Here is a 25,279-nt window from a genome sequence, read left to right as displayed (position 1 = left end):
TTTATTTTTAATAATACTATGGAAATATTAGGTTTGGATATCGGTGGTTCAGGAATTAAAGGGGCCATCGTTGAAACAGAAAATGGAAGATTAGTTTCAGAAAGGCTTCGACTTGCGACTCCGCAGCCCGCACATCCCGGGGCAGTGGCAAAAACCGTTGAAGAATTGGTTCGTCGGTTGAATTGGCAAGGTGTTATTGGTTGCAGTTTTCCGATGGTAGTTGTAGATGGTAAGTGTAAGACATCCGGAAATATGACCGATGAATGGGTTGATGTACAAGTTAATAAACTCTTTGAGACAGAATGTCCGAACACCAAATTCTATCTAGGAAATGATGCCGATTTAGCGGGTTTAGCAGAAATGCAATTAGGTGTCGGTAACGGTCTAAAAGGTAAAGTGATTATGGTAACTATTGGCACCGGTTTGGGCACAGGGGTTTTCTACAATGGTGTTTTAATTCCAAATATCGAAATGGGTCGTGTTTTTTATAAAAATGGAGAACCAATTGAATTTTTTGCTTCTGGACTGGCAAGGAAAAAAGATGGTTTGAAATTGAAAGAATGGGCAGGGCGATTTGATTACTTCCTTACACATTTGAAAAGGGTAACATCTCCAGACCATTTTATCATTGGAGGGGGATTAAGTAAGAAATATGAAAAGTTTAGTAGGTATTTGTCAGTTGATGTTCCCTTACGAGTGGCCCATTTTGAAAATGATGCCGGTATTATTGGTGCAGCACTTTATGCAGAATATCAATTTAACACCAGTAACTAGAATTAATGAAAGTCGAAATTATTCCTACAGTTATTGATTTCTAGTATATAGCTCCAGAAAACGGCCGAATAATAGGACGCTTTTATCTAAACATAATAACTATACTTAAGGGTGTCCTTTTTTTGGTCTTTTTTTATATTCTCGTTAATTAACCTTTTATAAGACTTAGATTATCAAATCTAATATTGAAGTTGAAGAATACAATAGATGTGATACTTATTCAAAAAAACTATACTGCGAAGAGTGAAAAAACATCAAAATAGACTAATCTGTATCAAATATTACCAAGCTTAATTTAAAACCTGTTTTGCGTGCAAATTGCGTGCAAATGAAAAAAGCTTCAAAAGTCAAAAACTCTTGAAGCCCAATAAAACTTAGTGGAGAATACCGGAGTCGAACCGGTGACCTCTTGCCTGCCAGGCAAGCGCTCTAGCCAACTGAGCTAATCCCCCTTTTTAACATTATTTTTCCGCCATCTTCGACCGGCAGCTGATTTCAGATACTTTTCTCTTTCCCTAGCCGTCTGTTTATTTTCAAATTCCTCAGTATGCACTATTCTCCAAGGTTTGAATGGTTTTGTGCTTTTTACCTTTCCTGAATTATGATACTTTAGCCTTACATCTGTATTATTGCTAATCCTACATAAAACCTATCAAATCCATCACTGTAAAGAACGTAAATATACACCATATGCTAAAAAAAACGCTCCCCGCCCGTACCTAACGGTACGTTCGGGCGGGTAGCCAACTGAGCTAATCCCCCAAGCGATAGCAAAGGAACTACTTTTTGTTAAGCTAACAAAGAAATCTTAATCTTTCTTAACACTTAAAATCAATACGGGGACAGTGGACGAAAACTCGGACTTTAAAATGGTGCTTTTTTCCCATAGTTTCTTAAAAAAACCTCGTTTGCGCCTAAAAACACATAACAAATCTGGTTGTTGAGACCTAAAGTGCTCCAAAACTCCTTGGTAGGTTGTAGCGTTTTCGGTAATGGTAAGTTGAGAACTCATATCCATCAAGGCTGTATTTATCTTTAAATCGTCATCGGAATAACCCGGCGTCTTAACCAAAAGTAAATTCACCTTGCACTTGTGCTTATTTGCAATTGTTGCCAAGGGGTCCAAGATACGCTTACGCTTTAAAATACCAGATTTAAAGGCTACCAGAACATTTTTGAATCTGCTATATTCAGTACCTTTTGGAACGACCAAGGCAGGAATGTTTGTACGTTTAACGATGCCGCCAGAAGTACTTCCCAAATAGAGTTCTTCCCGAATGTCCGAACTACGCGGGGAAAGGATAATTAAATCGACACCGATTTCCTTGTTAATATCGTTAAGCCCGTCTACTAAATCGCCCTTATAGGTCACCACTTTGATGGCTACTTTTTTTTGGTCCGTTTTAGCAATAACTCCTTTTAATCGTTCCTTACCGCTATCTGCAATTTTTTCGGAGACGTTGGCCAATGTACCTGTTTTAGCAATGGCACTGAAAACCTCCATTACATAGATATTCGCCCCAAAATCCGATGCGAAATCTATAGCATACTGTAAAGTTTCATGGGCATCTGGTGAGGTTCCGATAGGAACTAGAATATTAGTCATAACTCGTTTATTGATTATTACCTTAAATTTACAATTAAATTGAATTCCTTTTATGATCGAGCTTGCAAAGATATCTGAAATACCCGATATTCTAAAGTTAACCAATGCGTGCCGAATTCACATGGAGTCCAACGGTATTTTTCAATGGACTATGGAATATCCCAGCGAAAAACAGTTCAAAAAGGATATAGGGCGCAAAGAATTATACCTTCTTAAAAAAGATACTACCTGTATTGGGTGTATCGTATTGTCGGTTTTCATGGATTCCGAATACAAAACCGTAGCATGGTTGACAGAGACGCGAAAAAACCTTTACATACACAGGTTGGCGGTACACCCAAGTTACCAAGGACAGGGCAATGCACGGCAACTAATGGACTTTGCGGAAAAGTATGCGCAAACCAATCATTTTACCTCGATACGATTGGATACTTTTAGCCAAAATAAAAGAAATCAGCACTTTTACGAACAACGGGGATATCAGAAATTAGAGGATATCTATTTTCCGAATCAAAGTGAGCACCCCTTTCATTGTTATGAATTGCCGCTATAACCATCGTATTTGAAAACAGCCATCAATCTTAAAAATATAAATAAACTGGCTATTCCGGCCACTATTGCCGGGATAGCGGAACCCCTCCTGTCCATAACGGATACAGCAATTGTAGGGAATATTCCGGTAGACGGACTGGAATCCTTGGCTGCTGCAGGGATCGTGGGTTCATTTTTATCCATGCTCATCTGGATCTTAGGTCAGACCCGTAGTGCCATTTCGGCCATTATATCGCAATACCTTGGTGCGGGAAAATTAGAAGACGTACAATCCCTACCGGCACAGGCCATATACCTAAACATTGGTTTGAGCATCGTTATTCTTCTGTCCACTATTTTTATTGTGGAAGAGATTTTTGAACTGTTGAACGCCTCGGGTAAAATACTACAGTATTGTATCAGTTACTACTCTATTCGCGTATGGGGATTTCCATTGACCTTGTTCGTATTTGCCATAATGGGTATTTTCAGAGGGCTGCAAAATACCTACTGGCCCATGATGATCGCCATTGTAGGTGCGGTCGTTAACGTTGTTTTGGACGTAGTACTGGTTTTTGGCATAAAAGGTTGGATACAACCACTGTACCTGGAAGGCGCCGCCTACGCCAGTTTAATAGCACAGGTAGTAATGGCCGTAATGGCCTTTGTGCTCTTGCTTACAAAAACGAACATTAGTCTAAGATTTACACTGCCCATACACCCGCAACTGGGTCGTTTGGTAATCATGAGCCTTAATCTCTTTGTACGGGCCATAGCCCTTAACACCGCTATGATACTGGCCGTAAGGGAGGCCACCGCCATGGGAGATCGCTATATTGGTGCGCACACCATAGCTATAAACATCTGGCTATTTTCCGCCTTTTTTATAGACGGATACGGGGCAGCTGGAAATATCATGGGAGGCAGATTATTGGGAGCAAGGGATTACAAGGGTCTTTGGGAACTTTCCAAAAAAATAGTACTATACGGTAGTTGCATAAGTCTTGTGCTTATGGTACTCGCATTTACTTTCTACTACCCTATCGGTTCTGTCTTTTCGAAGGAAACCATAGTGCTACAAACCTTTTATGGCATATTTTTTATAGTGATACTAGGTCTGCCCGTAAATACGGTAGCTTTTGTTCTGGACGGATTGTTCAAAGGATTGGGCGAGATGCGCTATCTTAGGAACACCCTCCTGTTTGCAACCTTTCTAGGTTTTGTTCCTATGTTGTTTTTTGGAAAATACATGAACTGGGGCCTTACCGGAATATGGTTAGCTTTTTCTGTTTGGATGTTGATAAGAGGTGGTGCGCTCGTGTGGAAATTTAGACGAAAATTTAGACCGTTGTTGGATATTTAGTGGGTAGTGGGTAGTGGGTAGTGAAAAAAAATAATGTTGGAAAAGCATCTCAAAATCCATAAGTTAGTCCGTTCGCAAAATCCATCCCTTACTTTGGAGGGGTCAGGGAGGTTTTTATGAAAAGCGTATGGCGAAAAGCCTTTAGTTAGCTTGATTCTTGAACTTTCTCTACAACTCCGTACCTTTAAACCTTGAACCTAAAAATCTAAGCAGATGTCAACAGACAGACCCAACGGAAGCCTTTACACCAAAATAGAGAACCACATTGCAACAGTAGAATTTGGTCATCCTGCCAGTAACTCGTTTACGCTAGAATTACTTAATAGGCTAACTGCGGAACTCGATAAACTTTCGGAGAACGATGCGGTTACCGTAGTTTTACTTAAGTCCGAAGGGGAGAAAGCGTTTTGTGCAGGAGCTTCTTTTGACGAATTGATGCAAGTTTCCAATCTAGAGGAAGGTGAATTTTTCTTTAGCGGATTCGCCAATGTCATAAACTCCATGCGCCGCTGTAAAAAAGTCATCGTTGGTAGGGTACAGGGCAAGGCCGTAGGTGGTGGGGTAGGCTTGATTTCTGCCTGTGATTATGCTTTTGCCGTAGAAGGTGCATCCATAAAATTATCCGAACTTTCTATTGGTATCGCGCCCTTGGTGATCGCTCCCGCGGTAGAACGCAAAATAGGAACCGCAGCCATTTCAGAACTTTCCCTGGCTGCCACCGAATGGAAAAATGCGTATTGGGCCCAAGAAAAAGGTTTGTATGCCAGAGTTTTTGATAACCTTGGAGCATTGGATACCGAAGTAGATTTCTTTACACAAAAACTAGCCAGTTATAATCCAGCTGCATTAACGGAATGGAAAAAAGTGCTCTGGAACCATACCGAACATTGGGGTACCTTATTAACTGAAAGAGCCAAAATTACAGGTAGTCTTGTGCTGTCTGAATTTACAAAACATGCATTAGCTAAATTCAAGAAAAAGTAATTAAAATTTATGCGAACCCTCCGTTTCTTAACTCTGGTAGGACTATTACAAACCGGTTGTTTTGTTCAAAGCCAAAGTACTACGGAAATAAAATCGATTTATTATCGCATACAAAAAGAGCTGCCGCAATACAGGTCTAAAACTGCTCCTGTTTTTGGCATGTCAACAGAAGGGGGCGAAACCAAAGGGTATTATAAAAACGGTACCATCCAAAAAATTTCTACAGTCTTGTTAGGCGAAACGGGGAAATGGTTTCAGGAAGCTTACTATAATAACGGAGAACTTGTCTTTGTTTTGGAAACCGATCACCGCTACAACGCTCCTATTTATTTTGATCAAAAAGCTGCTGACGAAATGGGTGTTACAGATGTATTTGACATAGAAAAAACAACAATTACCGAAAATCGCTACTATTTTAAAAACAAGGTTCTTTTTAAATGGCTCAACCCTACAGGAAATCCAGAAGATGCAAGTCTGGAAAGTTTAAAAAAGAAAACAGAAGGTCTATTGTACGATTCTAAAAAACTGCAAGGAATACTTGATAACTACAACGAAGAAAAGAAATAGTTAAGAATACCCCTTTTAAGCGACTACAGTACTAAACACATACTAAACATAAGGTAGTATCGTTCTTAAATCGGATTATAGTATAGTACCATGCAAATAATAGATTTTTTAAACAGTGACCTGATTCTACCCATCGGAATCCTTATTGCTATTGCTTTTTACATAGGGGGCAGAATTAGGAACAACCGGCGTTACAAACGTTAACATTAAATGAGCGGCAAAAAAATGCAGATTTGGATTATTTTTTATTCCCTGTTATTTGCTTTAGGGTCCTTGCTTGCATATTATGCCTGGACGCAGTTCCAAAAAAGTCGGGACTTATTGAACAAAGGTGTGCAGACTACAGCAAAAGTGGTAGCGTACAAAACCTCTAGAGGTAAAAACGGAACCTTGTACGCACCCATTTTTGAGTTTAAAGACCGTTCGCAGGAGCTGGTTGCGTTCACAAGCAGTATCAATAGTAGTCCGCCCACATACGAAATTGGCGAGAATGTAAAAATCGTATACAACAACCGCAACACCAAAAATGTGAAGGTGGTCTCGTTTTGGGGCCTATACCGTATCAGCGTAATCCTTCTCATGATCGCCAGTCCACTTTTGGTTATTGGAGGTTCGTACCTACTTTACAGTTACAATTAAAATTTGTGTTAGACCAAAGCAGGTATGTTTTCCCAAACCTGACCGTAATTCCTAAGCATCAAATTACAGTTTGACATAGGTCCTGTTTTCATTCTTTTTACAAAATAATGACAGCGGCCTCGGGCTAGCCAAATCGTGATTAATCCCCTATCTTTAGTTCATAAATCTCTTGAGACCAAGCCTATGAACATCCTTAGAATACAGACCGCCATAACCTTAGTTTTAATTCTCATCGGAACCAGCTGTAGAGAAACCAAGGTAGAACCTCGACTAGACGATTCTCAAAAATGGTTTAAAGGAAACTTGCATACCCATTCCTATTGGAGCGATGGCGATGAATTTCCAGAAGTTATTCTAGATTGGTACAAGTCGCGCGATTATCAATTTATCGCCTTGTCCGATCATAATACCATAGCCCAAGGGGAGAAATGGATAACCATTGGGGAAGATTCCCTTTATCAAAAGTCATTTCAACACTATTTACAAACATACAGTGCGAATTGGGTGGAACACAAAATAGACTCCGGAAAAACGGTGGTGAAATTAAAAACTTATGAAGAATACAGGAAGAAGCTAGAAAAGGAAGGTGAATTTCTGGTAATCAGGTCAGAGGAAATAACCGACTCCTATGATAGCAGGCCCATTCATATCAACGCCACGAATATCCAAAACAAGATAGACCCCATGGGAGGTGGCAGTGTTGCGGAAGTGATGCAAAATAATATAAACCAAGTTCTTGATCAGCGAAAAGAAACCGGTGTTCCCATGATACCGCACATTAATCATCCTAACTTTGGTTACGCCATAACACTGGAGGATATGATGTCCTTGAACGGGGAACGTTTTTTTGAGGTATACAATGGGCATCCGGCGGTGCATAACATGGGAGACTCCACACGGATCTCCACAGAAAATATGTGGGACCTGATCAACATCGCGTACTTAAAAAATAATAAGCCGATGATGTACGGACTTGCTACCGACGATTCCCACCATTATCACAACAAAGGCAAAGCATGGAGTAATGCCGGTAGAGGATGGGTAATGGTGCAGGCCGATACGCTCTCCGCAGCAAGTTTAATACATGCATTGGAATCTGGTCATTTTTACTCGAGTACGGGAGTTGTCCTTAAAAGCTTGACTAACGACAACAATACCATATCTGTTGAAATAGCTCCCGACACTGGGGTTAGTTATGAAATAAGCTTTATTGGCTGTAAAAAAGGCGAGACCGAAACCAAGGTATTAAAAACAGTGAACGCCACAACGGCTGAGTTTAAGCTAACAGCGGATTTACTTTTTGCCAGATGCACCATCACCTCGTCCAAATTACAGGATAATCCTATTGAAGATATGTTGTATGAAATGGCATTTACACAACCGGTGAAGCCAATTGAATAAAACTAACCATCAGAAATCAGATATTGATAATTTCGTTTTATAGAATCCCTACCTTTGTTGTTCAATAGTTAATGATGAGCAATATTAGGATTACCAAACAATTTAATTTTGAAACCGGCCATGCCCTGTACGGATATGACGGGAAATGCCGCAATGTTCACGGACATAGTTATAAGCTCTCCGTAACCGTAATTGGGCAGCCCATAACCGATACTTCCCATGTAAAACTGGGCATGGTTATCGATTTTACAGATCTTAAAAAAATTGTAAAAGAAGAAATTGTAAATAAATTTGATCATGCTACCGTATTCAATAAAAATACGCCCCATGTAGATTTGGCAAAGGAACTTACGGACCGTGGTCATAACGTAATCCTTGCCGATTACCAGCCAACGAGTGAAAATATGGTCATAGACTTTTCCAAAAAAATAACGGACAGACTTCCGGAGAATATTAAACTACATTCCTTAAAACTTCAAGAAACGGATACCTCCTTTGCAGAGTGGTTCGCTAGTGATAATCATTAGCATATTCGTTTATAAGAATAAAACTGCCCAGGCTTATATAGGCCTGGACAGCTTAGTATTGCGACTAAATAATTTGGTTGTAAAATTCTATACGATTTCTTCTAAAATCTGTAAAGTTTCCAAATCGTTTTGAATTTCATCACGTTGTTCCTTGATGATTTCGCGCATTCTATGGGGTACCATACTATCCGCTAAGATTTCATTGTACTCATCTATAGCCGATCTATCACCTCTTACGGATTCTTGTAACATTACCTCATCCGAATCAGCCGAAAAAAATGTCTTTGCATCCATCCAGGTTCTGTGCATTGTTCCCTTTATTGAACCTTCAATTTCCCTGTTTCCAGTCTTTAGCGCCGGGGTAGCATTGTGCAAGGTTTTTATAAATAGTCTACGCTTTTCTGCACGCTGCTCAAAATAGTTTTTAATTCCGCCTTCTTTTGCATTTTCAGCTGCTTTTTCAAAGCCCTTAACAGAATCTTCGTTTTTTTCAATTATCCCCTTCATTCTATCCTCAATATGCTTAATATCGTTATTCATATATAGTTTTTGATTTATATCACAGTAACTCTTACCATCGATATATATAAGTTACGGAATAAGAATACTTGAGATCGATGCAAACCAAATGAATCTTGATGCATTTGCAAAAGCAAAACGCTATTCCGCTATATTTGTATATTAAATGAACAGCATACCCCTTCCTAAAGGCAAGAAAGTATATTTCTCCAGTGACAACCACTTGGGGGCACCCACTATGGAAGAAAGTTTGCCGCGCGAAAAAAAGTTTGTTGCCTGGCTGGATGAAATCAAAGAAGACGCGGGCGCTATTTTCCTACTTGGCGACTTATTTGATTTTTGGATGGAGTATAAAACCGTTGTTCCCAAAGGATTTACCAGAACCTTAGGGAAACTGGCGGAACTTACCGATGCCGGAATTCCAATTTATTTCTTTGTGGGCAACCACGATCTATGGATGAACGGTTATTTTGAGGAAGAACTCAATATACCCGTTTTTCATAAGCCGCAACAGTATACGATCAGCGGCACCTCTTTTTTTATTGGTCATGGCGATGGTCTTGGCCCGGAGGACAAAGGCTACAAGCGCATGAAAAAGGTATTTACCAATCCGTTTTGCAAATGGTTGTTTCGATGGTTGCATCCGGATATTGGCGTTCGCATGGCGCAGTACCTATCCGTAAAGAATAAACTTATTTCGGGCGATGACGATGCTACATTTTTAGGCGAGGACAAGGAATGGTTGGTGCAATATTGCAAGCGAAAGCTAGAAACAAAACACTATGATCATTTTATCTTTGGACATAGGCACCTTCCGCTGGAAATAGCATTGAATTCCAAATCCAAATACACCAACTTGGGCGATTGGATCAAGTACTATACCTATGCCCAATTTGACGGCAAAACCTTACGCTTGAAGAGGTATGGAGAGGATTAGACTCTTCATCATAAAAAATCTATATGAACTAACAATTTTCCCCATCTAAACCACATTTTTCACCTGCTTCTAAATTTTTAGCCGGAGCAACTTCTTCAAAAGCTTCTAGAAAAACCGAACTTGGCTGCGCCCCGTTAATTCCATATTTATTATTGATAATGAAAAATGGTACACCGGAGACACCTAATTGTTGGTAATGTGCGATCTCTTGCTTTACTTGGTACGCAATGGTATCATCCGTTATCACTGCTTCTGTTTTCCTGGCATCCCATCCAAACTCTGCCATAATAGTGGTCAAGACCTCGGTAGAATTCAAGTGTAGGTTCTCGGTGAAATACCCATATAAAAACCGCTCTTTTAGTTGAGATCCAAATCCTTCTTCACCGGCTACATGTAGTAATTGATGCAAACGCAATGTATTTACCGCCAACCAATTTTCGCCAAAATTAAACTCGATATTCAGTTCGGTTCCTACATTGGTAATACGGTCTGTCATTACCTTGGTTTTTTCCAAATCACCAAACTTTGAACTTAAATAGGTGTCCCGGTCAAAACCCGCAGCGGGAATAGTTGGGTCTAATTGAAATGGGTGCCACCGAACTTCTACCGGTGCGCCTTGCCATTGTTCCAAAGCAGCTTCCATTCTTTTTTTTCCAATATAGCACCACGGACAGGCAACGTCGGATACCACATCTATCGTTATAGGTTCTTGTTGCATTTTATATTTTCTAGTTGGTCGTTTAGTCTCGTTTGTATAACAAACCTAACATTAAAAAAGTTTAAACCACTTCACTAAAAAAACCCTTCCATTTAAATTGAAAGGGTTTGTTTATTTTTATGATTTTGACCTAAAGCGTTCTTAGATATTCTGCAACGTTTCTTGTTTCCTCCTCCGTAAGGTTTTGGTTCAGCATTATCGCGTTGTTATACTCCTTCAAAAGGGCTTTTGCGATTGGATCTTCCTTCAACATGCCATCAGGATTGATAATCATATTCATTACCCACTCCGGACTTCTTCTATCGTATAGACCCTTAAGTGCCGGGCCTATCATACGTTGCTCGGGCATGTGGCAAGCCGTACAGATCGCTTCGAATTTTGCTTTACCGGCAGCTGCCATTTCCGCGTTGATTTCATCATCAAAGGTAACGGAGGTAAAAGGACCTACGCCCTTGTTGTCCATGTCCACAGGAACAGTTTCGGCCACCGCTTCTTTTTTAACTTCCTTTTTGGTACGGTTCATTTCAAAACCCTCTTTCTTTTCTTCCTTCTTTTCGCCACAGCTTACCATTAGGGAACCTACCGCTACTAACATGAGTAATTTTCGCATTTTTTGCTACATTTTAATCGTGAATCTTATTTTTCAAACACGTTATAAAGATACAAATTATTATAGTTATGACGGTCAAAAAACATATAGGATATGCAAGGTTGCCGTATCTTTATTCCCTATCATGCTCGGCCACATCCTTTGATAGATCCAAACGTCTAAATCCGGGCGACACCAAAGCGGTGGTACCTACGGTCAATAAAGTCATCACACCACCAAAGACCACAGCCGTTACCGTTCCCATAAGTTTTGCTGCCAAACCACTTTCAAAGGCGCCGAGCTCATTGGAAGACCCCACGAACATAGAATTTACGGAGGCGACCCTACCACGCATATTGTCCGGTGTTTTTAATTGAAGAATGGTCTGGCGAATGATCATCGATATCCCATCTACCGCGCCGCTCAAAAACAAGGCAATGACCGATAACCAGAAATAGGTGGAAAGACCGAATACAATAATACAGACGCCAAATCCGGCAACGGCCCACAACAACTTTTTACCGGCGTTTTTATGCAACGGAAACCGTGTGGCGCCCAACATGGTAATGGCCGCGCCTACCGCAGGGGCGGCGCGCAAAATACCAAAACCCTCCGAACCCACCTGTAGAATATCCTGTGCAAAAATGGGCAATAGTGCCACCGCGCCGCCAAAAAGCACGGCGATCATATCCAAGGTCAAGGCACCTAATACAGCTTTCGTCCTATATACAAAATGGAGCCCTTCCTTTAAACTTTCAAAAACGGGCTCGCCAATTTTAGGGTTCAAGATCGGTTTTTTATCAATTTGGAACAAGAGCAATAACGCCGTTACCGAAAAGCCTACAATAATGCACATGGACCAGTGCACGCCAATAATACTAATGGAAAAACCGGCCAAAGCGGGTCCTAAAACCGACGCCATCTGCCATGTAGAACTGCTCCAAGTAGCGGCATTGGGATAAATTCTTTTAGGTACCAAAAGTGCAATCAAGGAAAATATTGTGGGGCCTAAAAAGGCACGTACCAAGCCGCCCAAAAATACCAAACCATAAATGCTGTATAAGATACGCCGGGTTCCCCAATCTTGCTCCAGACCAGGCCAGCTTAATAAAAAAAGTCCCAGGCTTATGACCGAAAAGCCAAGAATACATTTGATCAATAAATTACGCTTCTCCTTTTGGTCTACAATATGCCCTGCAAACAAGGCCATTCCTACCGCGGGAATCACCTCCATTAATCCAATGATACCAAGGGCAAGAGGATCTTTGGTCATCGTATAGACCTGCCATTCTATGACAATAAACTGCATGGACCATGCGAAAACCATGGCAAAACGCACACCTAATAATATGTTGAATTCCTTAAAGCGTAGTGCTGCGTAGGGGTCCATTTTTTTCTTAAAAAGTTAGGCAAAGATACATTTTGAGAGAGACCTCCGCCCCATTTTCTACAAAAAGTGGCTTGGTAGGAACATGATTCTCTAGGCAACTTTAAATTACTATGGCCTATACGTTATGGAACAGAAAGTTTCCCTATAGTCTTAATGCACAAAGGACTCTATGAAGGAGCCGTCAGACCAAATCCGTATTTCTGAACTACATTTCGCTAAAAATACGGTGCTAAAAAACCGTATGAAAACTAATTTATATATTTACGTAATTGGTTACGTAAATATATACCGATATGATTTATGAATCCCTTGGAGCAATGGCATTGGGCACACGATTGCGCATGTTGAGCGAAACCGTGACCAAAGATGCTACAAAACTGTATGCGCTATACGGCGTAGCGCTTAAACCAAATTGGTTTCCCGTTTTTTATGTGCTTACACAAGAAGAAACCGAGAAATCCATTACAGCAATCGCCGAACAAATAGGACATTCACATCCATCGGTAATCGCTATCGTCCGCGAGATGGAAAAAGCAAAACTTATCGTAAAAACTAAAGATAAGACCGACAAAAGAAAACAGCTTGTTCGCTTGACCAAAACGGGCGAAAAAATAGCCATGGACATTCAAAAACAGTACACCGATGTAACAAGTGCTATTGCACTTTTATTTAAAGAAAGCACCCATGATATTTGGCAGGGCATTCTGGAACTGGAATACCTGCTGAAGGAAAAAACCTTGTTCGATAGGGTAGTGGAACAAAAGAAGCAGCGGGAATCGGCCTCCATTAAAATCGTACCCTATACCAAAAACTATCGCGCAGATTTTAAAGCCTTGAACGAAGCTTGGATTCGGCATTATTTTAAGATGGAAGATTCCGACTATAAGGCCTTGGACTTTCCCGAAGAATACATTCTAAACAAAGGAGGGGAGATTCTTGTGGCACTGCATAACAGTGAGGTAGTGGGAGTCTGTGCCCTTCAAAAATTGGAAGACCACCCATATCCCTATGAACTGGCAAAAATGGCGGTTTCACCACGTGCCCACGGTAAGGGAATAGGCTACCTTTTAGGAAAGGCAATGCTAAACAAAGCAAAAGATCTAGGAGCTAACCAAGTATATCTAGAAAGCAATACTGTTTTAAAACCGGCCATAAACCTGTATCGGAAACTGGGGTTTAAGAAGGTGACCGGATTGCCTACGCCTTATGAACGTTGCAATATACAGATGGTAGTGGATGTATAACGATGCACTGTAAACCTAGTAACGTATGCTACCTTTGAATAGTAATACTCCAATTTGTTAGCACCATGCTTTATTGACCGTCGCCAACCCAACATGATAGACGCTTTACTTGATATCCTTAAGTTTCAATTGAAGGCTCACGTTCCCCTGCCATTCATTTTCATCAATAGAAAATACGGCACTAAACGGTTTTCTGCTGGTTACCAAGGGTAATTTATCCCCTAGATTAAAACCAATACCGCCAATTTTATAGCTATCGTTCTGGGTAACGGCCAGCTTTAGATGGGCTTCCTCTGCTCCCACACCTTTTGCATAACCCGTATCTATCAAATTCTCGGCCATAAAGGTTGGACTCATATTACCCGGACCAAAAGGTGCAAACTGATTGATGATACGCAATAGCTTGGGCGTAATATCCTTTAGTTCGATAACGGCATCCACCGTAATTTCCGGCACCAATAACTGTGGGTCTATGGATTCCTTGACTACTTTTTCAAATTGATGCTTAAAATTATGGTACTGCTCTTCCAACAAGGTAAGTCCGGCTGCATACTTATGACCTCCGAACTGTTCTATATAATCGGAACAGTCTTCCAGGGCATTATACACATCAAAGCCCTTTACCGATCGTGCGGATGCCGCCAATTTATTCCCGCTTTTGGTAAACACCAAGGTGGGTCTGTAATAGGTTTCGGTTAATCGTGACGCCACAATCCCAATGACACCTTTGTGCCAGGTCTCGTTGTACACCACAGAAGTGAAACCTTCTTCCTCTTGATTCTGCTGAATTTGAAGGAGCGCTTCTTGGGTGATTTCCTGATCCAGTTCCCTACGGTCCGTATTGAATTTTTCTATCTCGGCCGCAAATTTTGCAGCCTGCTCCAAGTTTGTTTCGGTGAGCAGGTTTACCGCATGCTGACCGTGTTTCATTCGTCCGGCAGCGTTTATTCTAGGCGCTATGATAAAGACCACATCGGTAATGGTCAACGTTGCCTTGTTCACTTGGTCTATAATAGCCTTAAAACCAATGCGCGGTGCTTCATTAATAACCTGAAGGCCATAAAAGGCCAATATTCGATTTTCTCCGGTTATCGGAACAATATCGGCACCTATGGCAGTGGCCACTAAATCCAAGTATTGTGTTTGGTCATAAATTGTTTCACCTCTTCGGGAACCTAAAGCCTGTATCAACTTAAAACCTACGCCGCAACCACATAATTCGTCGTAGGGGTAATCGCAATCGGACCTTTTGGGGTCTAAAACAGCAACCGCTTCAGGTAGCTTTTCGCCCGGTCTATGATGGTCACAAATGATAAAATCGACTCCTTTTTCCTTGGCATAGGCTACTTTATCAATTGCCTTTACACCACAGTCCAAAGCTATGATCAAGGAAAAACCGTTGTCCTCGGCAAAATCGATTCCCATGTAGGAAACCCCATAACCCTCCGTATACCGGTCTGGGATATAAGTGGCCACATTTGGGTAATAACCCAATAAATACGAAGAAACCAAAGCTACCGCCGTGGTGCCATCTACATCGTAATCGCCAAAAACCAAAATATTTTCGTTGTTGGCGATCGCCGTCTCAATTCTAAGCACGGCAACATCCATGTCCTTCATCAAAAAAGGATCATGTAGAGCTTCTAATTTGGGTCTAAAAAAGCTTTTTGCCTCGTCGTAAGTCTTTATTCCACGTTGCAGTAACAGTTGCGCCACCAGTACATCGACCTTTAGGGCTTTTGCCAATTGGTATATTTCTGCTGCTTCAGGTTTTGGTTTTATGGTCCAGCGCATGTGGTTGTTTTATACGTCATTGCGAACAAAGTGAAGCAATCTGTTGCTTAGGAATATCGAATGAACAGTTTGCTTAGTGCCTCGCAAAGACGTTATTTATGAAATATGGTCTTGATTTCCAACTCGGCAAACCTTCTGAACATTTCCATGACGCCACAGTACTTTTCTACAGATAAATCTACGGCACGTTGTAGTTTTTCTTCGTTTAAATTAGCCCCGTGAAAGTGATATTCTATTCGCACTTTGTCATAGTACTTTGGATGCTCATCGGTTAAGTTGGCAATGGTCTCTATTTGGAAGTCGTCTACTTCCAATTTCATTTTCTTCATTAACATAGCCACATCCAGTCCGGAGCACCCGGCCAGACCGGATAGCATTAATGCCTTGGGCCTAAACCCACTTCCTTCGCCGCCATCTTCTGGCCCCACGTCTATGTTTACGGTATGCCCGGACGGATTATTGGTTTCAAAGGCCATTCCGCCTTTCCATTTCGTTGTGATATGATTTGTTGTCGCCATAATTTTTGTGTTTCTTGTACAGGTACAAAAATACAATAATCTAGTATGTCGTTTCGAGCGCAGTCCAGAAGATGGACAGATGCATCTCGACTGCGCTCGATGTAACACAAATTATAAAATTTAAAAATATGCCCTTAGTACGTCCGCTTGATCCCAGTCACAGTCCCGAAACTGCCGAATTGGCCAAATTCTTTAACGAAACCTTAGGTTTTTGCCCCAATTCGGTCTTGACCATGCAACACAGACCGGCCATTTCCAAGGCGTTTATTAATCTGAACAAGGCCGTTATGGCCAATGAAGGACGCGTTACCTCTGCCCTGAAAAGAATGATCGCCTGGGTAAGTAGTAATGCCACTGGCTGCCGGTATTGCCAAGCGCATGCCATACGTGCTGCGGAACGTTACGGTGCAGAACAAGAACAACTGGATAATATCTGGGAATACCGCACGCATCCTGCTTTCTCCGATGCGGAACGCGCCGCACTCGACTTTTCGCTACAAGCCTCCCAAGTACCCAACGCCGTTGACGCAGAAATAAAAGAACGTCTTTACACATATTGGAACGAGGGCGAAGTGGTTGAAATGCTCGGGGTGATTTCCCTTTTTGGCTACTTGAACCGATGGAACGATTCCATGGGCACCTCCATTGAAGACGGTGCCGTGGAAAGTGGCAAGCAATACTTAGGGAAACACGGTTGGGAGAAAGGGAAGCATGATGGGAGTGTTTATTAGATTTTAGACTGGTTTGTAGTTAAAGGCTTTAGTTTAATGTAGCACTGTTGTTATGATTAAAATTGAAATTATGAATGTCTTAAGTTGGTACAAACGTAGAAAATCCGACTATTCTCTTTAACGCCAGGGAAAAAATGACCGGATTTTCGGCATACCGTTTTACTCTGCTGCAAACGGAGCCAAAACACGAAAAATAAGCTACTCCAAACAAAATAGCCATTCTAAACTAGAGCCTAGTTAAACCGTCTTCGTGTGGAGATACGATAAAGCAATCTGTTGTATAGGTTTTTCACAAATGAAAAGATTGCCTCGCTATGCTCTCAATGCCGGTATTTGTTTTAATATTTCTTTGTAAAGAGCTTAGTTAGAAAATAACAATAAAAGTTCTTTGATAGTACGGTTAAAATATGCCACAATTGTCTTTGATTTACCAGCAAACAATAAAAAATTGAAAGCGATGACAAGGATACTAAAAAAATACTCCAAATGAACTCTCACGAATATTACAATATAGACCCACTATTCCCTGCAACTCCACCACCACCTTATCCTCGAACATCGGATTTTTTCCGCGCCAAAAATGATTCACATGCGACGGATGTGGCAAAGGAAAATAAGTTGAATGAAAATCTGTATAATTAGCCACACTTTATATAATGCTCTTAAAGCTTCCTTCGCCTACTGTATCAAGTTTGTTAATTAAAAACTAGTACAACAAGCCGAACAAATACAGTGGAATCACGTTTAAACTTCCTAATTCTATATCGTCGCGCACTACATAGGCATTATCCAGACCTTTTATCTGTCGGGTAGACTTCCCTTTTTCCCCAATTTCAAATATATATTTCCGGTCTATTAGGAAATCGCCTTTCCCTGCCAAGTGAATTTCATGATTGTTTAAATTTTTAAACATATTGGCATAAAATGTTTCGCGCATCGTTCCTATTTCGTTTACATTTTTGCTGAGCGCCCGTATTAAATTAGTGTTGTTCAAATATAATTTTTGCGGTTTTGTAAACTGTCCTATTCCTTTGTCTGGCTTAAAAAGTTCCATGACCAAATCTGCCCTATTAAGCAATTTAATCGAGTTTATTAAAAATTCCCTAGAGATTCCTAACCGTTCGCTCAATTTTGAAATATTTGGTGTAAAGGGTACGGATTGCGCTATAGCAACCAATAATCTTTTAATTTTAAGACTATCGGAATAAGGGATGTTCTCTACCGCGTTTACGTCCACCTCTATGATCAAATTTATAGTGCGCAACAGTTTTTGTAGATATCCGTTTTGTCCTTGTAAAAAATAAGGATATGATCCGTAATTCAAAAAATTTCTAAAATCCTTTAACGGGTTCCCTAAATCTTTCTTTACTATTTTGGCAATTTTATTGTGGTCTTTAAGAAGTTGATCAAATTCAAAATTTGGTAGCTCAATTCCTTTTTCGAATAGTACAAACTCTCTAAACGAGAGTTCTTTTAAATGATAGTTTACCGCCCTTCTGCTTAAATCGGACTCTCCTTTATAGATTTCCAACATGGAGGATGATGTAAATACAGTTCGCAACCTAGGGAACTGATCATAGATCAATTTTAATTCTCTGGACCAGTTTGGGTATTTATGTACTTCATCTAAAAATAGATGCGTGCCACCGTGCAAAACAAACTCTTGGGCCAAAGAGACCAGATTATTGTCTGAAAAATAAAGATTGTCCAATGAAACATATAGCGGAGTATAGGCTGTACCAAGCTCAAATTTTATGTATTGCAATAGCATGGTAGTCTTTCCGGTGCCCCTAGCCCCTTTGATCGCTATTAGGCGTTCGTTCCAATCTATCTTTTTTAATAGATAACGATACCTAGTATCGACCTGCTCTAGTAGTTGTTCCTGAAGATCAAAAAGCGTTTCCATATCAATAAAGTAATGCTATACAATTACACAGTTTGTTTGTATACGCAAACAAAAATAACCAATATTGTCTTTAACTACCAACAAATTTGTAAAAAATTGCAAGTAACAACAAGCAAAGTATGGATATGTTCAAGCTGAAATTACTGGACTATTAAAGTATTCCATCCACTATGTCCTGCAACTCCCCTACCACCACATCCTCGAACCACGGGTTTTTTCCACGCCAAAAATGGTTTACGGGAGACGGATGTGGCAAGGGAAAATACCTTGGAAGAAAATCAGTATAATTCGCCACATTTTCTGTCAGGTTCTTTTTGGCATTAGCTCCCAAATACTGGTCCTGGGCATACTTTCCTTTCAAAAGAACTAATTCGACCTTTTTAAATTGTACCCAAACCGGTGCATGCCATAAGGGCGCACATTCTTGTCGCGGAGGAAGATCCCCCGTTTTTCCCTTACCCGGATAACAGAACCGTATAGGCAGTACCGCAAAATTATTTGGGTCATAAAACTGTGTTTCGGTAACGCCCAACCATTCCCGTAGCTTCCTACCACTGGCATCGTCCCAAGCCCTGTTGTTATCATGCGCCTTTCTGCCTGGTGCCTGACTTACTAAAACAATTTTTGAATTCTTGGTGCCCGTAATAATAGGACGTGGCCCCAAGGGTAAATGTGCCTTGCAGACAGTACAGTTTTTTATTTGGCTAAGTAGGTTTTGCATCCGTTCTATTACTGTTCGTTTCTCCCGTAGATAAGGCCTTCCATTGCTGACCACAAAAAAGGAAAAGACGAGGTTTTATTTCCTATGGCTCATCATTTATCCGTCATAAAATGATCCTATACCACAAACATTTTCAACAACCATATAGTGAGCATTCCCCAAAAAGTGCCCGTAGCCATACTTAAAATAGCTAGCACGATCGCATGTGGCATCCATTTAATATTATAAGCTGCTGTTACGGCGGGAGCCGTTGCAATACCACCAACATTGGCCATGCTCGCAATGGGCACCCACGCCATATTTACATTTAATACTTTAGCGATCAGCATCATAATAACAAAATGGCCTACCAGCCATACCGTAAGAAAACCGAGAAACGGCATATTAAACCCTAGCGTAGCTATCTGTAGTTTTAGTCCCAAGACGGCCATCACTACAATAATCAAAATACTGCCCACTTTTAATGCAAAGGTAAAATTCCACCTAGGAATAAAATTACTTAGTAACAGTCCTACAACGGAAAGCAAAACTACCTTTAATACAAAACTAGAAATCAAAAAATGAGATAGTACTACAAACCCTAACAATATGATAGCACTCAACCAAGGACTTAGTTTTGCTCCTGTTCCAACCCGTATATCCTCCGGAATTGCGACATCGGTAATGGTAAACCATAAATTGAGCTTGTCGCTTCTTTTAATACCTTGAAACATTAAGATGGTCCATACATTTACCAAAATGGTATCCATCACCAATACCGCCAAGAATATGTTTTCTGGGCATTCCACTAACTCTTTTAATACCAACTGACTCGTACTGCCCCCGATCCAACTGCCCACTATGGGCGGAATTCCCATCCAATAGTTCTCTGCTACCATGGTTTTGGATATGAGTTGGGTGTCCGAAAAAAACAACATGAATAAAACCGGAAATACAGCTATGAACAAAGAGCCAAAAGCGAAAACTACAACAGGTTTTAAACCGATGTTCTTAAGCTGGCCCAAAGATAAGCTGCTCATTACGGCAACAATAGCCAAAGGAATAAAATAGTCCTTACTAAAGGAGTGAATGGCTGCCTGTGCGTAATCGACCTTTAAAAAATTGGAAATAATGGCAGGGATAATGTAGGCCAACAAGATAGCAGGTACCCAATCGAAAATGGATTTTACATGTTTGTTCTCCCAGCGATCTAGATAGTATACCGCTAAAACCGTACATACCGTAATTAACCATGGATCCGTCATTCTTTTAAAATGCCTAAATGAACGATCCGCGAACCGGAACTGCTTACCGGATTGGTGCTTTTTCCGACCACGATACCATCTTCCGGGGTTTTGTATGTTGCAATTACTTCACCAAAAGAGTTCTTAAGTATGGCAATGACCTCACCTTTTTTTACTTCTTGGTTCAGGTCTACGGCAACATCTAGATACCCGCCCATATCAGTATACAACCAGTATGATCTAGCACATATTTTACGCTCTTTTGAAGATTGAATCGCTCCTTCTAAAAAGTTAAGATGCACCATAAGATTTTGTAGTCCTGCCACGCCTCTCGTTATCATTTCCTCTTGATAAACTTGCGGATTTCCATACTCAACCGTAACAGAACTCACACCTTTAGCTATGGCAAAAGCCCGCATGGTAAGTCCTGCTGCAGAGCCAAAACTAGCCTTACCCTTGTTCGTTACAATAATATCAGGAGCCAATGCATTTAGCATACCGGCCAAGGTATCGTTTTGCATATCTCCGCGCCCGTACAAGGAATTTACCCGCCCAAAACTTGCGGTATGCAGGTCTACGTGATAATTGAAAAAGGGAATGATTTTCTCCCCGATACGATACACCATTTGTTCCGATCGGTTGCCTTTTTGCTTACCGGGAAAAATACGGTTAAGGTCGGTGCCGTCTACAAATTCCCTTTGGTTGTTGGCTATGGCCATAGGATTAAGTCCGGTAATGGCGACCACGGTACCCGTTAAATTTTTAGGCTCCAAAGTTTCAAAGAATTGGTGTATTACGGCAATACCGTTAAGTTCGTTTCCATGAATGGCAGCGGTAAGACCCAGCACCGGCCCGTCTTCCGCTCCCTTGGCTACCAAAACAGGAACTTTGATGGGATTTGAAAGATGGTCTTCCCCAAGACTTAACCAGAGCTTATGTATTTCTCCTTTTTCCAATTGCCCTAATGATAGGTCGTCTACGGTAGGGACTTCTGCATCTTGTGCAGCAAGGGCGATAACAAAACATATAGAAAAAAACGCGCTAAGTAAACTCTTCATATCAACCAACTAATTAGTTAAATATAGTGTTTATTTTTTCCCGCCCACAACAATGACAAATTCTCCTTTAGGTGGCTTTTTCGTATAGTGATGTAACACTTCGGCCGCGGTTCCTCGTACAGTTTCCTCGTACAATTTCGTGAGTTCCCTTGAAACGGATACAGGTCTGTCCGCCCCAAAATATTCTACAAAATGAGTAAGCGTTTTTAATAGTTTGTGGGGCGATTCATAAAAAATGATCGTCCTGGTTTCTTCTGCCAATAGTTTTAAACGGGTTTGTCTTCCTTTCTTGACCGGTAGGAATCCTTCAAAGACAAACTTGTCGTTCGGTAGGCCACTATTGACCAATGCCGGAACAAAGGCCGTTGCTCCCGGTAAACATTCCACGGCTATCTCGTGTTCCAAACATGCGCGTGTCAATAAAAACCCGGGGTCGGAAATGGCGGGCGTTCCTGCGTCGGAAATAAGGGCTATGGTCTCCCCGTTCTGTAAGCGTTTTATAATACCGTCTATAGCACTATGCTCGTTGTGCGCATGATGGCTATACATTTGGGTACCTATATCAAAATGCTGCAAAAGTTTTCCGCTGGTACGGGTATCTTCGGCAAGAATCAAGTCCACTTCCTTTAGAACACGAATGGCCCTTAAGGTCATATCCTCCAAATTTCCAATAGGTGTTGGCACCAAATATAATTTTCCCATAACAAACTGGTCATACAGTAGCCCCAAAAGTAGTGATTAAGACCTTTAGTCATTAATTAAAACAAAAGACCCGGCAACATTGTACCAGGTCTTTTGTTTTACAATATTCGTTTTTCTTTAAGCGAACCTACGCGCTATCAGCTCCATAAATCGTTGTTCATATTCCTCTTTACCTTCCCAGTTCTTATAATCTGGTTTTACCATATTGGTGATGAAAGCAACGGAACGCTCTTCGGTATCTATCGTACTTAACTGTGAAAGCACGCGATTATAATCCTCTGTACTACCATGGAACAAATGCTTCACAAAGGCCAATCGATTATTTAGATCTACCTTAAGTTCATTGTTGGAGAGTCTGTCGTTCAACGACTTTGGCAGGTCTTCCTTTTTGTCTTCCGGTGGCATAAAAACCTCCATATCGTTCTTCATTAAGTTCGGTTGGGTCATAAATTCGTTCAAGACCTCATCCAGACTTTCAGAGTTGGGCATTTCGGAAACCATATCCCTTATGGTGTCCATTCCTGGAACAATGATATCCTCTTGGTGCGGATTACTTTCGGGAACAGAAGAGTTGGCACTCAATACTGCATTGGCCATTTTTTCAAATTTCTCTGCAATAACATTCTTGGATACATCTACTTGGATATCGTTCAACTCTTCCTCAATAAACTTAAGTACCGCCAGTTTTTCATACAAGCCTTTGGCCGCTTCGTACATGGCGGGAAGGTCGTTCATATCCCTAGATGTAATAATGTCCGTAGACATTTTGATCAATTCTTCTTTTAACTTTTGTTTCATCTTTTATTTTTCTTTCTATCCAAGACCTTTTTAGGCCAGCGACACATAGTTTTTAATTATGCGTTACGGCATAAGATGCAAAATCAATTCCATATACAACAACTCCCCAAATTTATCAATATTACATACATGCACCCTATTTTTTTAATAACTTTAGCATTCTAAGAACTAGAACGGAAAAACGACTTATTTTCGTCTAAAATTACAAAATGTTTCTCGAAAATACCGTGAACCCCAAAGAACAGTTCGGCTGGATAGAGGTGATTGCCGGATCCATGTTTTCCGGTAAGACCGAAGAATTGATACGTCGCTTAAAGCGGGCCCAGTTTGCCAAGTTAAAGACAGAAATCTTTAAACCCATGGTAGATACCCGTTATGACCATGAAATGGTAGTGTCTCACGATGCCAATGAAATACGCTCTACACCGGTTCCAGCAGCGGCAAATATCAGAATATTGGCAGACACGTGCGATGTTATAGGCATAGACGAAGCCCAGTTTTTTGATGACGAAATCGTAACCGTTTGCAACGACCTGGCCAATAAGGGCGTGCGGGTTATCGTTGCCGGTCTGGATATGGATTTTAAGGGAAACCCCTTTGGTCCCATGCCGGCCCTAATGGCTACCGCAGAATACGTTACCAAAGTACATGCCGTTTGCACACGTACCGGAAACCTGGCCAATTACAGCTTTAGAAAATCCAGTAACGATAAATTGGTTATGTTGGGTGAAACCGAGGAGTACGAACCATTGAGTAGGGGCGCTTTTTATAAGGCCATGCTCAAGGAAAAAGTAAAAGGAATCCATGTGACAGCTGAAGAGATAAAGAACAAAAATAAAAGCGCTAATGGCTAAGGTGCGAGAGACCGTCCTCCAACTGGACCTTAAGGCCTTGGCTCATAATTACCACTATTTACGGGCCAAACTTAGACCAGGTACAAAGTTCCTGTGCGTGGTAAAAGCATTTGCATACGGAAGCGACACCCAAATTATTGCACAAGAATTGGAAAAACTGGGAGCCGACTACTTTGCGGTAGCCTACACGAACGAAGGTGTTGCGCTACGTGACGCGGGCATCACAAAACCTATTTTGGTATTGCATCCGCAAGAAGTGAGTTTTGACACGATTATAGAAAGATGCCTAGAACCCAGTATATACGCCAAACATATTCTGGACGGATTTATAAAGACTGCAAAAAAGCATGGCCAAAAAGACTACCCGGCACATCTTAAATTTAACACGGGACTTAATAGGCTTGGGTTCCAATATGAGGATATAACACATATTGCAACGGTCATGAAAAAGGCTACAGCGATCAAGGCCCTCTCCGTGTTTTCACATTTGGCAGCCTCCGAAGATCATTCGGAAAGGGAATTTACTGCAAACCAGATTAGCCGGTTCCATACCATTACGGAAGAATTGGACAAACTTTTATCCTACCGGCCGTTCCGCCATTTATTGAATACCTCCGGAATCATGAATTATCCTGAAGCACAATATGATATGGTACGTAGCGGCATTGCGCTCTACGGTTATGGCAACGAAACTAAATTTGATAAGCAATTAAAACCCGTAGCGAACTTAAAAACGATCATATCCCAAATTCATCACCTAAAACCGAATGAAACGGTAGGGTACAATCGAGGCTTTAGCTCGGAACATCCTAAAGTTACCGCAACCTTACCATTGGGGCATGCAGACGGCATTGGGCGACACTACGGTAACGGAAAAACCTTCGTAAGTGTACATGGCAAAAAAGCACCCATTATCGGAAACGTATGTATGGATATGATCATGATCGATGTTACGGGAATCGACTGCGTAGAAGGAGACGAAGTGCTCATTTTTGGCAAGGAATTATCTGCCCAAGAATTTGCAGAAACTGGTAATACTATTTCTTATGAACTCCTAACCGGAATTTCCCAACGTGTAAAACGTATGGTAATTAGCTAAATCTTTAATTAACATTTTATTAAGAAGTAATTTTTTTAGTACATTGCACCAACTTAATTTTAACCATTATTAAAAAACACTAGATC

The 25,279-nt window shown here is 41.0% G+C and carries 28 protein-coding genes and 1 tRNA gene; 14 read left to right on the top strand and 15 right to left on the bottom strand.

The genetic code is table 11. The features are described 5' to 3' along the window. The first annotated feature begins 18 nt into the window (after positions 1-18). Positions 19-774, top strand: coding sequence for a polyphosphate--glucose phosphotransferase (gene ppgK / locus ACFQZJ_RS19170; protein ID WP_379936588.1), 756 nt, complete (start codon positions 19-21; stop codon positions 772-774). A gap of 378 nt (positions 775-1,152) precedes the next feature. Here the strand turns inward: ppgK and ACFQZJ_RS19165 are convergent. The 3 genes from ACFQZJ_RS19165 to ACFQZJ_RS19155 all read right to left on the bottom strand — a co-directional run bounded on the left by ACFQZJ_RS19165 (position 1,153) and on the right by ACFQZJ_RS19155 (position 2,380). Continuing rightward, a tRNA-Ala gene (locus tag ACFQZJ_RS19165) sits at positions 1,153-1,226 on the bottom strand. Further along, a complete protein-coding gene (locus tag ACFQZJ_RS19160; RefSeq protein ID WP_379936599.1) occupies positions 1,217-1,411 on the bottom strand; it encodes a GIY-YIG nuclease family protein in 195 nt (64 codons plus the stop codon). Before ACFQZJ_RS19160 ends, ACFQZJ_RS19165 begins: the two co-directional genes overlap by 10 nt. 171 nt (positions 1,412-1,582) lie before the next feature. Then, entirely contained in the window at positions 1,583-2,380 is a 798-nt protein-coding gene (locus ACFQZJ_RS19155; RefSeq protein ID WP_379936587.1) for a universal stress protein, read from the bottom strand. Positions 2,381-2,432: 52 nt separating this feature from the next. On the opposite strand from ACFQZJ_RS19155, the gene ACFQZJ_RS19150 reads away from it, so the two are divergent. From ACFQZJ_RS19150 to ACFQZJ_RS19120, 7 genes are all read left to right on the top strand, one after another. Then, positions 2,433-2,933: a GNAT family N-acetyltransferase gene (locus ACFQZJ_RS19150; protein WP_379936586.1), complete on the top strand. Its 501-nt coding sequence runs from the start codon at positions 2,433-2,435 to the stop codon at positions 2,931-2,933. A 9-nt stretch (positions 2,934-2,942) separates the two neighbouring features. Then, positions 2,943-4,274, top strand: a complete 1,332-nt coding sequence (locus tag ACFQZJ_RS19145) for an MATE family efflux transporter (protein WP_379936585.1) — start codon at positions 2,943-2,945, stop codon at positions 4,272-4,274. A gap of 213 nt (positions 4,275-4,487) precedes the next feature. Next, on the top strand, positions 4,488-5,258 hold the full coding sequence (locus tag ACFQZJ_RS19140; protein ID WP_379936584.1) for an enoyl-CoA hydratase/isomerase family protein: 771 nt from the start codon (positions 4,488-4,490) through the stop codon (positions 5,256-5,258). A 9-nt stretch (positions 5,259-5,267) separates the two neighbouring features. After that, on the top strand, positions 5,268-5,825 hold the full coding sequence (locus ACFQZJ_RS19135; protein ID WP_379936583.1) for a hypothetical protein: 558 nt from the start codon (positions 5,268-5,270) through the stop codon (positions 5,823-5,825). Between the two features lie 210 nt (positions 5,826-6,035). After that, a complete protein-coding gene (locus ACFQZJ_RS19130) occupies positions 6,036-6,464 on the top strand; it encodes a DUF3592 domain-containing protein (protein WP_379936582.1) in 429 nt (142 codons plus the stop codon). A 183-nt stretch (positions 6,465-6,647) separates the two neighbouring features. Further along, a complete protein-coding gene (locus ACFQZJ_RS19125) occupies positions 6,648-7,865 on the top strand; it encodes a histidinol-phosphatase (RefSeq protein WP_379936581.1) in 1,218 nt (405 codons plus the stop codon). Positions 7,866-7,939: 74 nt separating this feature from the next. Next, entirely contained in the window at positions 7,940-8,392 is a 453-nt protein-coding gene (locus tag ACFQZJ_RS19120) for a 6-pyruvoyl trahydropterin synthase family protein (RefSeq protein ID WP_379936598.1), read from the top strand. 87 nt (positions 8,393-8,479) lie between these two features. Here ACFQZJ_RS19120 and ACFQZJ_RS19115 read toward each other — a convergent pair whose 3' ends face one another. Beyond that, a complete protein-coding gene (locus ACFQZJ_RS19115; RefSeq protein ID WP_379936580.1) occupies positions 8,480-8,932 on the bottom strand; it encodes a PA2169 family four-helix-bundle protein in 453 nt (150 codons plus the stop codon). Positions 8,933-9,086: 154 nt separating this feature from the next. Between ACFQZJ_RS19115 and ACFQZJ_RS19110 the strand changes: the two genes are divergently transcribed. Then, positions 9,087-9,848 carry a UDP-2,3-diacylglucosamine diphosphatase gene (locus ACFQZJ_RS19110; protein WP_379936597.1) on the top strand — a complete coding sequence of 254 codons (762 nt, stop codon included), beginning with the start codon at positions 9,087-9,089 and terminating at the stop codon, positions 9,846-9,848. A 28-nt stretch (positions 9,849-9,876) separates the two neighbouring features. Here the strand turns inward: ACFQZJ_RS19110 and ACFQZJ_RS19105 are convergent, their stop codons facing one another. From ACFQZJ_RS19105 to ACFQZJ_RS19095, 3 genes are all read right to left on the bottom strand, one after another. Beyond that, the gene (locus tag ACFQZJ_RS19105; RefSeq protein WP_379936579.1) at positions 9,877-10,566 is read right to left on the bottom strand and encodes a DsbA family oxidoreductase; all 690 of its coding nucleotides are present in this window, start codon (positions 10,564-10,566) and stop codon (positions 9,877-9,879) included. A gap of 130 nt (positions 10,567-10,696) precedes the next feature. After that, complete coding sequence (locus ACFQZJ_RS19100; RefSeq protein WP_379936578.1) at positions 10,697-11,176, bottom strand: c-type cytochrome; 480 nt, start codon at positions 11,174-11,176, stop codon at positions 10,697-10,699. A gap of 112 nt (positions 11,177-11,288) precedes the next feature. Continuing rightward, positions 11,289-12,545, bottom strand: a complete 1,257-nt coding sequence (locus ACFQZJ_RS19095) for an MFS transporter (RefSeq protein WP_379936577.1) — start codon at positions 12,543-12,545, stop codon at positions 11,289-11,291. A gap of 293 nt (positions 12,546-12,838) precedes the next feature. Between ACFQZJ_RS19095 and ACFQZJ_RS19090 the strand changes: the two genes are divergently transcribed. Next, on the top strand, positions 12,839-13,789 hold the full coding sequence (locus ACFQZJ_RS19090) for a GNAT family N-acetyltransferase (RefSeq protein ID WP_379936576.1): 951 nt from the start codon (positions 12,839-12,841) through the stop codon (positions 13,787-13,789). A gap of 105 nt (positions 13,790-13,894) precedes the next feature. On the opposite strand, the gene recJ is transcribed toward ACFQZJ_RS19090, so the two are convergent. Both recJ and ACFQZJ_RS19080 read right to left on the bottom strand, forming a co-directional pair. Next, positions 13,895-15,583: a single-stranded-DNA-specific exonuclease RecJ gene (gene recJ / locus ACFQZJ_RS19085; RefSeq protein ID WP_379936575.1), complete on the bottom strand. Its 1,689-nt coding sequence runs from the start codon at positions 15,581-15,583 to the stop codon at positions 13,895-13,897. A gap of 92 nt (positions 15,584-15,675) precedes the next feature. Then, the gene (locus tag ACFQZJ_RS19080; protein WP_379936574.1) at positions 15,676-16,101 is read right to left on the bottom strand and encodes an OsmC family protein; all 426 of its coding nucleotides are present in this window, start codon (positions 16,099-16,101) and stop codon (positions 15,676-15,678) included. 128 nt (positions 16,102-16,229) lie between these two features. Between ACFQZJ_RS19080 and ACFQZJ_RS19075 the strand changes: the two genes are divergently transcribed. Together ACFQZJ_RS19075 and ACFQZJ_RS19070 are read left to right on the top strand one after the other, a co-directional pair. After that, complete coding sequence (locus ACFQZJ_RS19075) at positions 16,230-16,832, top strand: carboxymuconolactone decarboxylase family protein (protein WP_379936573.1); 603 nt, start codon at positions 16,230-16,232, stop codon at positions 16,830-16,832. A gap of 486 nt (positions 16,833-17,318) precedes the next feature. Next, positions 17,319-17,474: a hypothetical protein gene (locus ACFQZJ_RS19070; protein ID WP_379936572.1), complete on the top strand. Its 156-nt coding sequence runs from the start codon at positions 17,319-17,321 to the stop codon at positions 17,472-17,474. A gap of 64 nt (positions 17,475-17,538) precedes the next feature. Here ACFQZJ_RS19070 and ACFQZJ_RS19065 read toward each other — a convergent pair whose 3' ends face one another. The 6 genes from ACFQZJ_RS19065 to ACFQZJ_RS19040 form a co-directional block, all read right to left on the bottom strand. Beyond that, the gene (locus tag ACFQZJ_RS19065; RefSeq protein WP_379936571.1) at positions 17,539-18,738 is read right to left on the bottom strand and encodes an ATP-binding protein; all 1,200 of its coding nucleotides are present in this window, start codon (positions 18,736-18,738) and stop codon (positions 17,539-17,541) included. A 151-nt stretch (positions 18,739-18,889) separates the two neighbouring features. After that, positions 18,890-19,459, bottom strand: a complete 570-nt coding sequence (locus tag ACFQZJ_RS19060) for a uracil-DNA glycosylase family protein (protein WP_379936570.1) — start codon at positions 19,457-19,459, stop codon at positions 18,890-18,892. A gap of 116 nt (positions 19,460-19,575) precedes the next feature. Beyond that, entirely contained in the window at positions 19,576-20,703 is a 1,128-nt protein-coding gene (locus ACFQZJ_RS19055; protein WP_379936569.1) for a DUF819 family protein, read from the bottom strand. Continuing rightward, positions 20,700-21,740: a succinylglutamate desuccinylase/aspartoacylase family protein gene (locus tag ACFQZJ_RS19050; protein WP_379936568.1), complete on the bottom strand. Its 1,041-nt coding sequence runs from the start codon at positions 21,738-21,740 to the stop codon at positions 20,700-20,702. The genes ACFQZJ_RS19055 and ACFQZJ_RS19050 overlap by 4 nt, the downstream gene beginning before the upstream one ends. Before the next feature lie 30 nt (positions 21,741-21,770). Next, positions 21,771-22,442 carry a 16S rRNA (cytidine(1402)-2'-O)-methyltransferase gene (gene rsmI / locus ACFQZJ_RS19045; RefSeq protein WP_379936567.1) on the bottom strand — a complete coding sequence of 224 codons (672 nt, stop codon included), beginning with the start codon at positions 22,440-22,442 and terminating at the stop codon, positions 21,771-21,773. Between the two features lie 117 nt (positions 22,443-22,559). Continuing rightward, positions 22,560-23,240, bottom strand: a complete 681-nt coding sequence (locus ACFQZJ_RS19040; RefSeq protein ID WP_379936566.1) for a hypothetical protein — start codon at positions 23,238-23,240, stop codon at positions 22,560-22,562. Positions 23,241-23,449: 209 nt separating this feature from the next. Between ACFQZJ_RS19040 and ACFQZJ_RS19035 the strand changes: the two genes are divergently transcribed. Together ACFQZJ_RS19035 and alr are read left to right on the top strand one after the other, a co-directional pair. Further along, positions 23,450-24,094, top strand: a complete 645-nt coding sequence (locus ACFQZJ_RS19035) for a thymidine kinase (protein ID WP_379936565.1) — start codon at positions 23,450-23,452, stop codon at positions 24,092-24,094. Beyond that, entirely contained in the window at positions 24,087-25,193 is a 1,107-nt protein-coding gene (gene alr / locus ACFQZJ_RS19030; protein WP_379936564.1) for an alanine racemase, read from the top strand. The genes ACFQZJ_RS19035 and alr overlap by 8 nt, the downstream gene beginning before the upstream one ends. Positions 25,194-25,279 lie beyond the last annotated feature (86 nt).

The organism is Maribacter chungangensis, from assembly GCF_042676845.1.
In the GTDB taxonomy this organism is placed as follows: Bacteria; Bacteroidota; Bacteroidia; order Flavobacteriales; family Flavobacteriaceae; genus Maribacter; species Maribacter chungangensis.
This window is presented reverse-complemented; position numbering and strand designations above follow the sequence as displayed.

Bases quoted from the DNA above. Each gene is read 5' to 3' on its own strand.
- ppgK (WP_379936588.1), top strand. From the start codon at position 19: ATGGAAATATTAGGTTTGGATATCGGTGGTTCAGGAATTAAAGGGGCC.
- ACFQZJ_RS19155 (WP_379936587.1), bottom strand. From the start codon at position 2,380: ATGACTAATATTCTAGTTCCTATCGGAACCTCACCAGATGCCCATGAA.
- ACFQZJ_RS19150 (WP_379936586.1), top strand. From the start codon at position 2,433: ATGATCGAGCTTGCAAAGATATCTGAAATACCCGATATTCTAAAGTTA.
- ACFQZJ_RS19140 (WP_379936584.1), top strand. From the start codon at position 4,488: ATGTCAACAGACAGACCCAACGGAAGCCTTTACACCAAAATAGAGAAC.
- ACFQZJ_RS19135 (WP_379936583.1), top strand. From the start codon at position 5,268: ATGCGAACCCTCCGTTTCTTAACTCTGGTAGGACTATTACAAACCGGT.
- ACFQZJ_RS19130 (WP_379936582.1), top strand. From the start codon at position 6,036: ATGAGCGGCAAAAAAATGCAGATTTGGATTATTTTTTATTCCCTGTTA.
- ACFQZJ_RS19125 (WP_379936581.1), top strand. From the start codon at position 6,648: ATGAACATCCTTAGAATACAGACCGCCATAACCTTAGTTTTAATTCTC.
- ACFQZJ_RS19120 (WP_379936598.1), top strand. From the start codon at position 7,940: ATGAGCAATATTAGGATTACCAAACAATTTAATTTTGAAACCGGCCAT.
- ACFQZJ_RS19115 (WP_379936580.1), bottom strand. From the start codon at position 8,932: ATGAATAACGATATTAAGCATATTGAGGATAGAATGAAGGGGATAATT.
- ACFQZJ_RS19105 (WP_379936579.1), bottom strand. From the start codon at position 10,566: ATGCAACAAGAACCTATAACGATAGATGTGGTATCCGACGTTGCCTGT.
- ACFQZJ_RS19100 (WP_379936578.1), bottom strand. From the start codon at position 11,176: ATGCGAAAATTACTCATGTTAGTAGCGGTAGGTTCCCTAATGGTAAGC.
- ACFQZJ_RS19095 (WP_379936577.1), bottom strand. From the start codon at position 12,545: ATGGACCCCTACGCAGCACTACGCTTTAAGGAATTCAACATATTATTA.
- ACFQZJ_RS19090 (WP_379936576.1), top strand. From the start codon at position 12,839: ATGATTTATGAATCCCTTGGAGCAATGGCATTGGGCACACGATTGCGC.
- recJ (WP_379936575.1), bottom strand. From the start codon at position 15,583: ATGCGCTGGACCATAAAACCAAAACCTGAAGCAGCAGAAATATACCAA.
- ACFQZJ_RS19080 (WP_379936574.1), bottom strand. From the start codon at position 16,101: ATGGCGACAACAAATCATATCACAACGAAATGGAAAGGCGGAATGGCC.
- ACFQZJ_RS19075 (WP_379936573.1), top strand. From the start codon at position 16,230: ATGCCCTTAGTACGTCCGCTTGATCCCAGTCACAGTCCCGAAACTGCC.
- ACFQZJ_RS19070 (WP_379936572.1), top strand. From the start codon at position 17,319: ATGAACTCTCACGAATATTACAATATAGACCCACTATTCCCTGCAACT.
- ACFQZJ_RS19065 (WP_379936571.1), bottom strand. From the start codon at position 18,738: ATGGAAACGCTTTTTGATCTTCAGGAACAACTACTAGAGCAGGTCGAT.
- ACFQZJ_RS19060 (WP_379936570.1), bottom strand. From the start codon at position 19,459: ATGCAAAACCTACTTAGCCAAATAAAAAACTGTACTGTCTGCAAGGCA.
- ACFQZJ_RS19055 (WP_379936569.1), bottom strand. From the start codon at position 20,703: ATGACGGATCCATGGTTAATTACGGTATGTACGGTTTTAGCGGTATAC.
- ACFQZJ_RS19050 (WP_379936568.1), bottom strand. From the start codon at position 21,740: ATGAAGAGTTTACTTAGCGCGTTTTTTTCTATATGTTTTGTTATCGCC.
- rsmI (WP_379936567.1), bottom strand. From the start codon at position 22,442: ATGGGAAAATTATATTTGGTGCCAACACCTATTGGAAATTTGGAGGAT.
- ACFQZJ_RS19040 (WP_379936566.1), bottom strand. From the start codon at position 23,240: ATGAAACAAAAGTTAAAAGAAGAATTGATCAAAATGTCTACGGACATT.
- ACFQZJ_RS19035 (WP_379936565.1), top strand. From the start codon at position 23,450: ATGTTTCTCGAAAATACCGTGAACCCCAAAGAACAGTTCGGCTGGATA.
- alr (WP_379936564.1), top strand. From the start codon at position 24,087: ATGGCTAAGGTGCGAGAGACCGTCCTCCAACTGGACCTTAAGGCCTTG.